The sequence below is a fragment of the Halorubrum xinjiangense genome (genome assembly GCF_049604745.1).
In the GTDB taxonomy this organism is placed as follows: Archaea; Halobacteriota; Halobacteria; order Halobacteriales; family Haloferacaceae; genus Halorubrum; species Halorubrum xinjiangense_A.
The window spans coordinates 856,706-869,078 of sequence record NZ_CP187140.1 but is presented as its reverse complement, the minus strand read 5'-3'; the positions used below and the strand labels follow the sequence as shown (position 1 = coordinate 869,078).

11 protein-coding genes are annotated in these 12,373 nt (G+C 66.5%); 6 read left to right on the top strand and 5 right to left on the bottom strand.

Annotation, left to right across the window (positions count from 1 at the left end; all coding sequences use genetic code 11):
* The first annotated feature begins 31 nt into the window (after positions 1–31).
* The 3 genes from ACOZ35_RS05320 (at position 32) to ACOZ35_RS05310 (ending at position 2,445) form a co-directional block, all read left to right on the top strand.
* Positions 32–352 carry an antibiotic biosynthesis monooxygenase gene (locus ACOZ35_RS05320; RefSeq protein ID WP_424015404.1) on the top strand — a complete coding sequence of 107 codons (321 nt, stop codon included), beginning with the start codon at positions 32–34 and terminating at the stop codon, positions 350–352.
* 115 nt (positions 353–467) lie between these two features.
* A complete protein-coding gene (locus ACOZ35_RS05315; RefSeq protein ID WP_424015403.1) occupies positions 468–1,622 on the top strand; it encodes an acyl-CoA dehydrogenase family protein in 1,155 nt (384 codons plus the stop codon).
* 70 nt (positions 1,623–1,692) lie between these two features.
* Complete coding sequence (locus ACOZ35_RS05310) at positions 1,693–2,445, top strand: sensor histidine kinase (RefSeq protein ID WP_424015402.1); 753 nt, start codon at positions 1,693–1,695, stop codon at positions 2,443–2,445.
* 330 nt (positions 2,446–2,775) lie between these two features.
* Here ACOZ35_RS05310 and msrB read toward each other — a convergent pair whose 3' ends face one another.
* The gene (msrB, locus tag ACOZ35_RS05305; RefSeq protein ID WP_424015401.1) at positions 2,776–3,186 is read right to left on the bottom strand and encodes a peptide-methionine (R)-S-oxide reductase MsrB; all 411 of its coding nucleotides are present in this window, start codon (positions 3,184–3,186) and stop codon (positions 2,776–2,778) included.
* A 108-nt stretch (positions 3,187–3,294) separates the two neighbouring features.
* Here msrB and ACOZ35_RS05300 point away from each other — a divergent pair, with 108 nt between their 5' ends.
* Positions 3,295–3,531, top strand: a complete 237-nt coding sequence (locus ACOZ35_RS05300) for a CDGSH iron-sulfur domain-containing protein (protein WP_424015400.1) — start codon at positions 3,295–3,297, stop codon at positions 3,529–3,531.
* A gap of 19 nt (positions 3,532–3,550) precedes the next feature.
* Here the strand turns inward: ACOZ35_RS05300 and ACOZ35_RS05295 are convergent, their stop codons facing one another.
* Positions 3,551–4,636: a DNA topoisomerase IV subunit A gene (locus ACOZ35_RS05295; RefSeq protein ID WP_424015399.1), complete on the bottom strand. Its 1,086-nt coding sequence runs from the start codon at positions 4,634–4,636 to the stop codon at positions 3,551–3,553.
* A complete protein-coding gene (locus tag ACOZ35_RS05290; RefSeq protein ID WP_424016035.1) occupies positions 4,637–8,794 on the bottom strand; it encodes an ATP-binding protein in 4,158 nt (1,385 codons plus the stop codon).
* 256 nt (positions 8,795–9,050) lie between these two features.
* Here ACOZ35_RS05290 and ACOZ35_RS05285 point away from each other — a divergent pair, with 256 nt between their 5' ends.
* On the top strand, positions 9,051–10,106 hold the full coding sequence (locus tag ACOZ35_RS05285) for a hypothetical protein (RefSeq protein ID WP_424015398.1): 1,056 nt from the start codon (positions 9,051–9,053) through the stop codon (positions 10,104–10,106).
* A gap of 93 nt (positions 10,107–10,199) precedes the next feature.
* Positions 10,200–11,177, top strand: coding sequence for an oxidoreductase (locus ACOZ35_RS05280; protein ID WP_424015397.1), 978 nt, complete (start codon positions 10,200–10,202; stop codon positions 11,175–11,177).
* A gap of 43 nt (positions 11,178–11,220) precedes the next feature.
* On the opposite strand, the gene ACOZ35_RS05275 is transcribed toward ACOZ35_RS05280, so the two are convergent.
* On the bottom strand, positions 11,221–11,661 hold the full coding sequence (locus tag ACOZ35_RS05275) for a twin-arginine translocation signal domain-containing protein (protein WP_424015396.1): 441 nt from the start codon (positions 11,659–11,661) through the stop codon (positions 11,221–11,223).
* Positions 11,662–11,724: 63 nt separating this feature from the next.
* The gene (locus ACOZ35_RS05270) at positions 11,725–12,264 is read right to left on the bottom strand and encodes a hypothetical protein (protein ID WP_424015395.1); all 540 of its coding nucleotides are present in this window, start codon (positions 12,262–12,264) and stop codon (positions 11,725–11,727) included.
* Positions 12,265–12,373 lie beyond the last annotated feature (109 nt).

Here is a 12,373-nt window from a genome sequence, read left to right as displayed (position 1 = left end):
AGGGACCGATGATCGAGTTGGTCGAGGACCGATGATCGACAGGATCTGGCACGGCTGGACGACCCCGGAGGACGCGGACGAGTACGAGCGGCTGCTCCGCGAGGAGATCCTCCCCTCGTTCGCCGACGCGGACAACGACGGCTACCGGGGCGCCAGACTGCTCCGCCGGGAGCCCGACGGCGAGGAGGTTGAGTTCGTCACGATCCTCCGATTTGACTCCATCGAGTCGGTGAAGGCGTTCGCGGGCGAGGAGTACCGGGAGGCCCACGTTCCGACCGCGGCCCGCGAGGTCCTCGAACGATTCGACGACCGCGCGCGACACTACGAGGTCCGCGAGGAGCGCGAGTACTGAGCGGCGACCTCTCATCTCCCCGTCGCCGCGAACGCGCGACGCGTAAACGAACAACTCCTCGCGAATTCATCGCCGTTCGCCAACGATTATCACGTTCGATCCGGATCTACGGGGCATGGAGTTCCAGCTAACGGACGAGCAGAAGCAGCTGCGCGAGGAGGTACGGAAGTTCGCCGACGAGGAGATCCGGCCGGTCGCGACCGAGTACGACGTCGACGAGGCGTACCCCCACGAGGTGATGGACAAGGCGGCCGACATGGGCCTGCTCGCGCCGCACGTCCCGGTCGAGTACGGCGGGATCGGCTACTCCTCGCTGGAGAACGCCATCCTCACCGAGGAGCTGTTCGCGGCCGACCCCGGGATCGGGCTCTGTATCTCCAGCGCCGGGTTCGGTGCGGAGGCGCTGATGGAGTTCGGCACGGAGGAACAGAAGGAGCGCGTCCTCCCCGAGGTGACCGCCGGCGACGCGGTGATGGGCTCGGCCATCTCGGAGCCGCAGGCGGGCTCGGACGTCACCTCGGTCGCGACGCGCGCGGAGAAAGACGGCGACGAGTGGGTGATCAACGGCTCGAAGATGTGGATCACGAACGGCACCGTCGCCGACTACTTCGTCGTCGTCTGCGAGACGGACCCCGAGATTGACGACCGCTACTCCGGCTACTCGCAGATCCTCGTCGAGGGCGACCGCGACGGGCTCACCCGCGACAAGATCACCGGGAAGCTCGGAATCCGCGCGAGCGACACCGCGGAACTGCGCTTCGACGACGTGCGGGTGCCCGAGGAGAACCTCATCGGCCAGCGCGGGATGGGCTTTCTCCAGCTCATGCAGTTCTTCGACGAGACCCGCACCGCGGTCGCCGCGCAGGGCGTCGGCATCGCCCGCGGCGCCGCCGAGCGCGCGCTGGAGTACGCCGAGGAGCGCGAGCAGTTCGACCGTCCGATCAGCGACTTTCAGGCGATCAAACACAAGCTCTCGGAGATGCACACGAACACCGAGGCCGCCCGGTGGCTCACCTACCGCTCGGCGTGGGCGGTCGACAACGAGTCGGGCGACCTGACCGCCCTCGCGTCGATGGCCAAGGAGTTCGCCTCGCGGACCGCGGTCGAGGTCGCCGACGAGGCGGTCCAGGTCCACGGCGGCGCAGGCTACGTTAACGACCACGACGTCGAGCGGCTCTACCGCGACGCGAAGATCACCCAGATCTACGAGGGGACCACGGAAATCCAGAAGAACATCATTGCCCGCGAGCTGCTCGACGAGGGGATGTGAGCCGGCGGGCGTCGGCCACCTGCCGTCCCCAACCGGTACGTAAAATCACGAGGGAGCGTAGGTCCCCGGCATGAGCGACCACGCGGGCGCCGAACCGGGCGACGACGTGATCTTCGACGCGAGCGACGAGGCGGACCCCGAGGAGCGCCTCAAGCGCCAGCGCGACGACCTCCGGCTGTTGAACCAGGTGATGCGACACGACATCCGCAACGACCTCCAGCTCGTCGGCGCGTACGCCGAGCTGCTCGACGACCACGTCGACGAGGAGGGAAGAGAGTATCTGGAGGTGATAAAGCGGAACACCCAGAGCGCCGTCTCGCTCACCACGACCGTCCGCGACCTCGCGGAAGTGATGCTCCGGGACGACGCCGAGCCGAGCCGGGTCGCGCTCGACCGAGTCCTCTCACAGCAGGTCGAGGAGGTCCGCTCCGCCTACTCCGAGGCCGTCTTCACCGTCGAGGGGTCGTTCCCCGAGGCCGAGGTCGTCGGCGACGAGATGCTGAGCTCCGTGTTCCGGAACCTTCTCCGGAACGCGGTCCAGCACAACGACGAGACCCCGCCGAAGGTGACGGTGTCCGCGACGGTCGAGGCGGCCGACGGCGTCGCCGAGGTCCGGATCGCGGACAACGGACCCGGGATCCCCGAGGGGCAGCGCGACGAGGTGTTCGGCAAAGGCGAGAAGGGACTCGACAGCCCGGGCGCCGGGATCGGACTGTACCTGGTCCGCTCGCTCGTCGAAATCTACGGCGGCGACGTGTGGATCGAGGACAACGAGCCGAAAGGCGCCGTGTTCGTCGTCCAACTGCCGCTCTGTGAGGGATGATAAATAGTAGACTCGGAGCCGATCAATTAAAAAAAAAACAACGCGGTGGCGCGCGCCTCCGAGCGGCCGATAGGCCGCGAGGAGCGCGTGCGAGGGAGTCAGTCGCCGGAGCGGAGCGACGGCGACTGACGAGGCTTGGGAGGTGTGAGGTGCGGTTGCTGTGCGGTGGGGTGGGACTCAAAGGGGCAGTCGCGAGGACAGCGCAGGTGACGTAAGGACCACAACGAGGGAGCGAACGAAGTGAGCGACCGAGTGAGGACCGCAGCGAGCGTGCGCTGTCCTCGCGACTGGGGCTTTGGCGGTGTTCACCGCCGAGTCACTAACAACGATTTATTCGTCGTCGTACTCCATCGCTACCGAGTTGATACAGAACCGCTTCCCGGTGGGCTCGGGGCCGTCATCGAACACGTGGCCGAGATGCGAGTCGCAGTTCGCACACCGGACCTCGGTGCGGCGCATCCCGTGGCTGGTGTCCACCGTCGTGGTCACGGACTCCTCCTCGGCGGCGTAGAAGGCGGGCCAGCCGCAGCCGGACTCGTACTTCGTCTCGGCCTCGAAGAGGACGGTACCGCAGGCCCGACAGCGGTACTCCCCGTCGTCGGGATGGTGGTCGACGTACTCGCCGGAGAACTTCGCCTCCGTGCCGCTCTCGCGGAGCACGCGGTACTCCTCCTCGGAGAGCCGTTCGCGCCACTCCTCGTCGGTCAGTTCCTTCGGGTCGCGCTCGTCGGTCTCGCTCATACCACCGATACGGCCCCCACGGGCAAGGGGGTTGCGGCGGTCGGGGCGGCCGCGACGGCGCGTCGGTGTCGACCCAATTGGTTTCACCCTCGCGGCGGATCGGTTCGCATGGCACGCGAAGTCACCCACGAGGAGCGCGGGCCGGCAAAGCTCGACGAGTCCGACATGGGAGACGACGGGATGATATACGTCTGCCAGTGCGGTCTCTCAGACGAGAAGCCGCTCTGTGACGGCTCGCACAACGCGACGACCGACGAGGACGACGGCGTCGTTTATAAATATCCGAACGACGACGCGGACGCCAAGCGGCGAGAGGTCGACGAGATCGTTTACGCCGACGAGTAGGGCGCCCTCGACGACGCGCTTAGATCACGCCCATTTCCCCGAGCCGCTCGGGGAGGTAGGTGTCGGTGACGAAGTCGAGGCCGCGGCTCGCGAGCGACTGCTGTTCGGACTTCTTCCCGATGTCGAGCTGGAGCTCGATCTGCTCTTCCCAGTAGTCGGTCTGGAAGCGCGGGTCCTCCAGCTCGGATTCTAAGGCGTTGATGTCCGAATCCGAGAGCGGGTCCGAGGGCAGGTCGTACTCGACGATGTCCTCCGGCTGGATGCCGATGAACCGCGCCTCGGGCGTCGCGAGGTACTTCGAGAGGTGCGCGGACTTGATCGAGCCGTACGCCACGGAGCCGTAGATCCGGTAGGACCACGGGTCGCCGTCAGTGAACACCACCACCGGGAGGTCGAGCTCGTCGCGGAAGCGCTTCGTCAGCCGGCGCGTGGCGCGCGCGGGCTGGCCGCCGAGGTGGACGACGAGGGCGTCGTGTTCCTCGTCGAACCCGTTCTCGACGAGCCGGTCGCGCATCCCGCCGGTCTCGACGCAGAGGACGAACTCGGCGTCGTTGTCGAGGAACTCGATGGTGTCCGGGTTGTTGGGGATCTGGTAGCCGCCCTGGCCGACGTCGAGCTGACAGTGGATCTCGCGGTCGCCGCGGTTGGTCTGCTCGCGGATCTCCAGCGGGCCCATCACCTTCGCGCCCGACTCCTCCGGGCGCATGTGGAAGTCCTCGCGGGTGACGCCCGTGACGATCTCTAAGTCCTCGACGAGGTCGTTCGACTCGTCTTGGCTCTTGAACTGCGCCTCGTCGTTGTCCCACGACTCCGAGAGGTAGTAGAGCTCACGCAGCGTCGACGAGCGGTCGTCGTCGAGCTGATTCGCGAGGAACTCGATCGTGTAGGCTGCCTTCAGTAGCTTGCGCGCGCCCCGGACCGAGTTGGCGCTGCGCGTCGAGGTGCGGTCGCCGTAGGTCCAGACGCCGCTCGCCTCGTCGTACTCGATGTTGCTCTTCGTCCGCGTGGGAAGCGTCATCTCCGGGATCTTCCCGTCGGCGAACTGGTCGTAGAAGTCCGCCGCCAGGTCGATCAGCTCGTCTCGTGCGTCGCTTTCGGTCGTCATTTAATCGTTCACCGTGAGTTTCTCGGTCTCCACGCCGCCGACGCTGACCTCGAACTCGGGGTCGCCGTCGACCGCGTACGTCAGTTCCCGCTCGTCGCCCGAGGGCACCTCGGGCTTCCACTGGACGAACCACTCGCCGTCCATGTCCACCACCGTCCCGTCCGAGAGGTCGGTGGGCTCCGTCGAGACGATGTCCGTGATCTCCAGCTGTTCGTTCACGTCGGAGTGGTTCTCGACGACGAGCGTCACCGTCTCGTCGTCCACCTCGCGCTCGACGCTCACGTTGTTCATGATCCGCGCCAGCGCGCCGTCGATGTCGGGGCGCGGCCGGCCCGTGACCTCCGAGACCTTGTCGGCCATCTCCGGGAGGATCCGGCCGAGCACGTCCTGTTTCTCCCGGCGCTGCTGCATCGAGCGCCGCTTGTTGAGGAACGACTTCAGCTCGCGGGCGGCCTCCCGCACGGCGAGCTCGATCTCGTCTTCGATCTCGGGGACGTTCGCGAGCGCGTCCTTCGACTCGCTCGTGAACGGAACGTTCGTGGAGGCGACGTGGATGCTTATCACCGCCGGCCCGTTCGGCATCCCCGAGCCGCCGGGCTGGTCGAGCCCGTAGTTGCGCCAGCCGATCGACTTTATCACGTCCGTCGTCGCGCAGGCGCCGCGCTGGTAGACGAGCGGGACGCGGTTCGCGAACCGGAGCAGTTCCACCGACCCCTCCGCCGGAATCTCCCCGCCGTAGGCGATGCCGGCCTCGACGATAAACGGGTCGCCGCCGTGGACCTCGGCGTCGCGGGTCGCGGCCGCGTAGAAGTCGGCGTCGTACTCCTTCCGCAGCCCGGCCTCGACCAGCTCCGCTGTGATCGGCGCGAGGCAGTCGGTCGGCGGCGCGAGGATGTCCGTCGTCCGCATCGCTTCGAGCAGGTCGGCGGCGGCGTCGCGGTCGCCCCCGATCGCCTTCACCTTCGGCGGGTCGTCCGGCACCGTCTGCGCCCGCGACCAGAACGCCTCGACGACGTTCTCGCGGGCGGTCTCCCCGAACGTCGCGTCGCGCTGCTCGGCGACGAAACTGGCCGCGTCCGCCACGAGCCGTTCGAGGTCGTCGCGGGTGATCCGGAACGCGTCGCCGTCGAGGTTCTCGAAGCGCCGTGCGAGCGCCTCGGCCATCGCCTGAACGGCGGCGTCGTCCTTCCGCGTCGACGTCGCCTCGTCGACGAGGGCGTACACATCGGGGACGAGCGGCGACTCTTCGACCTCGTCGTCGTCCGACTCTGTGTCCGCGTCACCCTCGCTGCCGATCCCCGTCACCGCCCGCCACGCGGCGTCGACCGCGTTTTCGCGGACGGTCCCGCCGAACGTCTTGCCGGTGTCGCCCTCGACCGTCTCCGCGGTGTTGTCGACGATCTCAGCGAGTTCGGAGCGGGTGATCCGATCGTGGTTCCCGAGCGTCTCGGCGACGCCGTCCGCGAAGGCGGTCGTCGCCTCCGCGCCCTTGTTGGCGACCGCGTCCGCGACCGCGCTCGCGACGTCGCGGTCGTCGTGTGCGCGCGGCGGCGACCAGGCGAGCTCGCGGCCGTAGTACACGTCGCGGAAGTTGTCGATCACGCTGTCGGCGGTCTTCTTACCGACCCGCGTGAACTCCTCTTGGAGGAACCCGGAGACGGAGTACGACTCGGTCGCCTCCAGCATCTTGATCAGCGTTCCGAGCTCGACGCCGTGCGGGTGCGGGCGGATCTCCTTCGTCTCCGCGGGCAGCTCGTCGGTCGCGCGCTCGAACTTCAGCGGCTCGTCGAGCCCGGGCTCGCGCAGTTCGAGCCGCGCGTGGGGGTTGACGACCGCGGTGTGTTTCACGTAGTCGTGGAGCTGCTGGCGGGCGCGCATGTTCGCCTCCATCTCCAGCTCGATCCGGGTGCCGTGCGGGCGGTCCCAGGTCGTCTCCTCGTCGGCCTGGATCTCCGGCTCGTTCGTGTCCGTGTCGATGATGAGCTCGAAGTACTGCGCCCGCGACTGGCCCTTCGGGCGCGAGGTGATCTTCGCCGGCTGGCCGGAAGTCAACTGAGAGTACAGTACAGCCGCTGAAATCCCGATCCCCTGCTGGCCGCGACTGTTTTTCACGCTCAGTGCGCCCTCGTTGGAGACGACGAAGTTTTCATCAGTCCCGGATTCGCCCGGAACGGAGATGTCGTACACGTACTCCGGCGGCTCGGTCTCGGTTACGTTCTTCACCGAGAGCAAGCACATGTCCGTGTCCGTGATTCCGTGTAGGTCGGTGACCGTTTCCCAGAGCGAATCGAGCAAACCTGTCGCGAAGCCGGCGTCGTCGAGGAGCCCGTACTCCTGAAGGTTGTGTGCGTACCTCGGCTCGTCGATCTGATCCCCGTCCAGAGCGCGTTCGATCAGTGAGGCGTAGGTCTCCGCGTGTTCTCGGTTCGATCCGATTCCGGCACCCATCAGCAATCCGGGAATCGTGTCGGGTACCGTTTCAGTGTCGGCGTCGCTGACACGCACGTCGTCGAGTAGCGCGGTCGGGACTCGCTTGTACTGCTGTGTCCGCGGGGAATCCGAGCTTTTGAGCGCATCGACGGTATCGATGTCGGACCCGTACACCTTCGTCCGGTACTTCGTGGAGATACCGTCGCCGTACCCGTCGGTGTCTTCCGAAACCTCCGTACTCGCGAGGACGCCCTGCATGTTCCAGAGCGTCGAGACCTGACGAGCTAACGTCTCGCTTCGCGTCGTGTGAGACAGTTCGTTGCTCGGGTGCGAATCGGACCCGTCTCCCTCGTAGAGCGCTCCGATAAACCGGCGCTGGAGGTCCGGATCGAGGTCGAAGACGAAGCCCGGAACCCGCTTATTATCGGCGGCATCGCCGCAGACGGATTTCAAGAACAGCGCCAGCGGAGAGCCGAACGCCTTCACGCGCGTCGAGTTGCGCTCTCGTTCGACTGTCGTCGTCGCTCCACCGATCGTCTGTACTGCCTGTTCCGTCGCTTCGATCAGATCCGATTCATGGCTTCCGAACGTGAATCCGACTTGTCGCGGTCCCGCGTGTCCCTCGGACACGTAGTACGCCAGCATCTCGACCAGCGACTCGTCGACCGGGAGCGACACCGGAAGCGTCGTCTCGTCGCCGCCGACCCGGTACGTCTTGAAATCGCAGTCGGCTGCTTTCTCTTCCCAACCGAGTTCCAAGACCGTCTCCGCCGGGAGATACCCTTTCTGGATGTAGTTCTGGTCGAGGCTGTCCTTCAGGATCTCGACACCGTCGTATCGGTAATACGTGCGCTTTCGGTCGCTTTCTCCCGTCGGCTTCCGGCGAACCGTCTCTTCGGTCTGGAGCTGCTTGAGCGTCTCTTGTTCGAAACCGTAGACGTAGACACGCCGATCGGCAAACTCCTCGCGGTCGACGTGCTCGAGGAGATTGATCTCCTCGACGGTCCGATCGGTCGATGGTAGCGTGCGGGGCGTGAGGAGCGTGTCTCCGGATTCGAGTTCGCCGGCTTTCACCTCCTGTGTGTCTCCGTTCGAGTCGACGCTGAACACGCTGTGGTTCCCGGTGACCTCGACGGTTCTCCCCTTCTGGGTCTCTATCTCGTAGGTACGTTCGTCCGTTTCGTGACGGATCGCGTGAGTGACCGGCTGCCAGCTCATTTCCTGCGTCTCGCGATTGAACGATGGAACTTCAATCGCGTCGGGGATCGGAGCAGTCGCGTCACCGTCTCCCGAGAGGTACGCGTCACAGAGTACCCCGATAGGGATGTACTCCACGTTTCCGTCCCGTCTAACGAGCAGTTGTTGGTCCGGAGTTAGCGACTGCTCCCTGGCATGAAAACGACTCCCATACAGGAGCTTCCCGAACACTTTCGGGAGCTGTTCTTTCGTGATGCCCGGCCCGTTGTCCTCGATGACGAGCCGGTAGTAGTCGCCCACCTCCTCGATCTCGATGTAGATGTCGGGGAGGTACCCGGCCTCCTCGGTCGCGTCGAGGGCGTTGTCGACCGCCTCTTTGACGGCAGTGACGAGCCCGCGGGCGCCCGAGTCGAACCCGAGCATGTGTTTGTTCTTCTCGAAGAACTCGGCGATGGAGATCTCGCGCTGGCCCTCGGCCAGCTCCTCCGCGATCCCCTCCTCGTCGCCGATCGTCGACTGGAAGGACGTCATTCGGTACACCTTCCTACCTCCGAGGCACCTAAAAACGCACCGGCGGCGAGGTGAAAGTGGAGCCCGGCGTCAGACGTCATCTCGACCGGCTGTGTGGGTCGCTCTCGCGGACAGAGTGCCGAGACGAGCGCAAACCGCTCCGTGTCGACCGCTCGGCGCCTCACGCGCCGATACATTGAAATAATTTAAATATATTGAATAGTTTGACACGGTGACGTGTCACTTGACACCAACTGTGTCGGGAGGGAGCACACTGATGACAGACGAAGACGCGACGGGAGGGGCGAACCGAGCGCGAAGCACGACTCGACAGCGGGAGGCGAACCGACGGGCGGTGCTCCGGGGCGCGGCCGCGGCCGGCGCCGCTCTCGTCTGGGGGGCGGGGGGCGTCGCGGGCGAACCGGGACGAGGTCGGGAAAACGGCCCCGGCGGATTTCCGCCGACGGGAATCACCGAGTACGGGCGGAGCGTCGACCTCGGGAACGGGTCGGTCAGGACGTTCACGACGGAGACGCCGTCGGGCAAGCCGAAGTACCACGGGGTGGAGTTCGGCCGGGCGGCGCTGGAGGGGTTGCCGGACACGGCGGCTCTCAAGGACGCCGACAACCGCGACGAGGACGACAAGTACGGCGCCAGCGGGCAGGCGACGACGGTCCACTTCAAGCAGTCACTACAGTTCTTCGTCGAGTTCCCGGCCGCGGAGCGAACGCCGTTTACGTTCCTTGGACTCAACTGGAATCCGGACGGTCACTTGGGCGGCAAAGGCGCGTGGGAAGCACCCCACTTCGACATCCACTTCCACATGCTCGACCCGGAGACGGTCGACGCAGTCGAGGGGCCGCAGCTCCCGCCGTACGACACCGGGAACGGCGAGTACACAGACGGCCCGGCTCCGGATCTCGACGGTAAAGTGGCGGAGACGAGCTTCGATTACGACCAGCTTCCGGACGGGTACGAACGCTCGCCCGATCCGGTTGCCGACCAGCGCTACATCACTGATATGGGCGAACACACGGCTCCCGCAGACGCACCCGAACTCCCGGATGGGCCGGGTGAGCCGGGGACCCCGGAAGATTTCGATAACACACTCATCCAAGGGTTCACCGGCGACGCCGAAACGTCGCAGCTGGCGTTCGTCAAGCCGATGATCACCCGGGCGTTCCTCAAGGACTTCGACGGCAACGAGACGTACGAGGTCCCGCAGCCGCAGGAGTACCCGCACGAGCAGCAGCATCCGACCGAGTACGGCGTCCGCGACGTGCCGTCGAAAGACGCGATCGCGGTTGTGCTCGGGGGGTTCGAGCAAGTCTGATCGGACGGCTCCGACCTCGCTTCGGTACAGATTTTTCGGATCACCGGTTCGGGCGCCGACAGGTTTCTCCCCGTGACGCCCCTTCGATACTTCATGGCAGACTGGACGACCGACGAGATGCCGCGACTGGACGAGAAGACGGTCGTCGTCACGGGCGCGAACAGCGGGCTCGGCTTCGAGGGGACCCGCGCGTTCGCCGCCCGGGGCGCGACCGTCGTGATGGCGTGTCGGAGCGTCGACCGCGGCGAGGAGGCGGCCCGCGAGATCCGCGCCGACGCGGGCGGCGAGGTCGACGGCGAACTCGACGTCCGCGAGTGCGACCTCGCTTCGCTCGACTCGGTCGAGTCGTTCGCTGAGGACCTCGGCGCCGACTACGACGCGGTCGACGTCCTCTGTAACAACGCCGGGGTGATGGCGATCCCGCGGAGCGAGACCGCTGACGGCTTCGAGACGCAGTTCGGCGTCAACCACCTCGGGCACTTCGCGCTCACGGGCCGGCTGTTCGACCTCCTCGACGCGGCGGAGGGGATCGACGGCGACGCCCGCGTCGTCACGCAGTCGTCGGGCGCCCACGAGCAGGGCGAGATGGACTTCGCCGACCTCAACTGGGAGGAGTCGTACGGCAAGTGGAAGGCGTACGGGCGCAGCAAGCTCGCGAACCTGCTGTTCGCCTACGAGCTTCAGCGGCGCCTCGACGCGACGAATGGCGACAGCGACGAGACCGACGAGCCCGACGAGCCCGGGATCCGCAGCGTCGCCTGCCACCCCGGCTACACCGACACGAATCTCCAAATGCGGACGGCGGCCGAGAGCGGGAACCCTCTCATGAAGGTCGGCATGAAGGCCGCGAACGCGGTGCTGGGGCAAGACCCCGAGATCGGCGTTGAACCCATGCTATACGCGGCGACGACCGACGTCGACGGCGGCGCCTACGTCGAGCCCGGCGGCCTCATGAACATGCGCGGCCACCCGACCGTCGGCCGGTCGAACGACGCCTCCTACGACCGCGCGGACGCCCGGAAGCTCTGGGAGTACTCGACCGAGGCGACCGGCGTCGAGTACCCGCTCTGAGCGGCACGACACTCTGGGACCCCGTGCGGCCCAGTTCCGCGACTTACAGGAAGGGCGCGTCGGACGAGCACGTGGTCTGCGAGAACGCGACGCCGCCCTCCGGGTTGAAGCGGACGAGGACGCCGATGTCGTACGGATCGTCGTCGGAACAGTCCGGTTGGTAGTGATAATGGTGCGAACTCCGGGTACTCCGGTCTTCGACCTCGATCCGGTACGGCCGGTCCGAGAGGATATCCTCGACCGTCCAAGGGTCGTCCGAGCCCGCGTCCGGCGGAACCTCGACGTTTTTGCGATAGACGAGCGCCTCGCTCCGCTCCGTGACGTCCGACCGGAGGAACCGCACGCCGAGGTCGACGGCGGTGTCGCGCACGTTACTCACGGTGAGGTCCAGCATCGGCCGCGGAGCCGGGACCGCCGAACACCCCGCGAGGCCGGCGAGAGCGCCCGCCGCCCCTGCTCGGAGGAATCGTCTGCGGGAGGGCATGTCACGCGCGTTTCACCGGAGCGACTTGAAGATCCGGCTTCCGGCGCCGGTCTCTCAAACGCGTTAGTGGAGCGTCCCCTCCCGCACGTGGGCGTCGTGCGCGAACAGCGCATATCCCACGTCGACCGCGCGGTGCCCCGTTTCGTCGGCGATCTCGCGGATCGGCTCGATCATCGTCACGTAGTCCGCGGCGTTGAACGACTCCTTGCGGCCGTCGAGGTAGCCGAGCCGCTCTAAGGACGCCCAGACGCGCGTGTCGACGACGGCGTGGCGGTCGCCGTCGAGCGCGGCCAGCACGCACGAGGCGGTCGGTGCCTTGAATCCCGCGAGGCCGGTGATCAGGTGGATCGCCGAGAAGTCACCGTCGACGGCGCGGGCGTTGCGCGTCACCTCACGACACCGGGACTCGGGGTTCTTCTCGACGTGGTAGGCGCTCCGCGTGGACGACTCGTAGGCGATCTCGTACAGCTGATCGCGGGTCAGGTGCCCCTGCGACCGGTACCGCTCGCCGAACTCGTCGAGCCGCTCGGGGAGGACGCCCTGCGTCTCGGCGTAGCGGTCGAGGTTCTCGGCGACGAACGCGTCGAGGTCGTCTGCCTCCATGCGAATCGATCCCGGCTCGCCGACCAAAACGGCGGCGCCGTCGCTCGCGGTGATAATATACGCGGAACGCGTTTCGAGAGCTGTCCGATTTCGCCGGTAGCGGATGCCG

What these genes read in the sequence shown, in the direction of transcription:
- msrB (WP_424015401.1), bottom strand. Translation starts at nt 3,186, where the DNA reads ATGAGCGAGACCGACGAGCGCGACCCGAAGGAACTGACCGACGAGGAG.
- ACOZ35_RS05320 (WP_424015404.1), top strand. Translation starts at nt 32, where the DNA reads ATGATCGACAGGATCTGGCACGGCTGGACGACCCCGGAGGACGCGGAC.
- ACOZ35_RS05300 (WP_424015400.1), top strand. Translation starts at nt 3,295, where the DNA reads ATGGCACGCGAAGTCACCCACGAGGAGCGCGGGCCGGCAAAGCTCGAC.
- ACOZ35_RS05270 (WP_424015395.1), bottom strand. Translation starts at nt 12,264, where the DNA reads ATGGAGGCAGACGACCTCGACGCGTTCGTCGCCGAGAACCTCGACCGC.
- ACOZ35_RS05280 (WP_424015397.1), top strand. Translation starts at nt 10,200, where the DNA reads ATGGCAGACTGGACGACCGACGAGATGCCGCGACTGGACGAGAAGACG.
- ACOZ35_RS05310 (WP_424015402.1), top strand. Translation starts at nt 1,693, where the DNA reads ATGAGCGACCACGCGGGCGCCGAACCGGGCGACGACGTGATCTTCGAC.
- ACOZ35_RS05285 (WP_424015398.1), top strand. Translation starts at nt 9,051, where the DNA reads ATGACAGACGAAGACGCGACGGGAGGGGCGAACCGAGCGCGAAGCACG.
- ACOZ35_RS05290 (WP_424016035.1), bottom strand. Translation starts at nt 8,794, where the DNA reads ATGACGTCCTTCCAGTCGACGATCGGCGACGAGGAGGGGATCGCGGAG.
- ACOZ35_RS05275 (WP_424015396.1), bottom strand. Translation starts at nt 11,661, where the DNA reads ATGCCCTCCCGCAGACGATTCCTCCGAGCAGGGGCGGCGGGCGCTCTC.
- ACOZ35_RS05315 (WP_424015403.1), top strand. Translation starts at nt 468, where the DNA reads ATGGAGTTCCAGCTAACGGACGAGCAGAAGCAGCTGCGCGAGGAGGTA.
- ACOZ35_RS05295 (WP_424015399.1), bottom strand. Translation starts at nt 4,636, where the DNA reads ATGACGACCGAAAGCGACGCACGAGACGAGCTGATCGACCTGGCGGCG.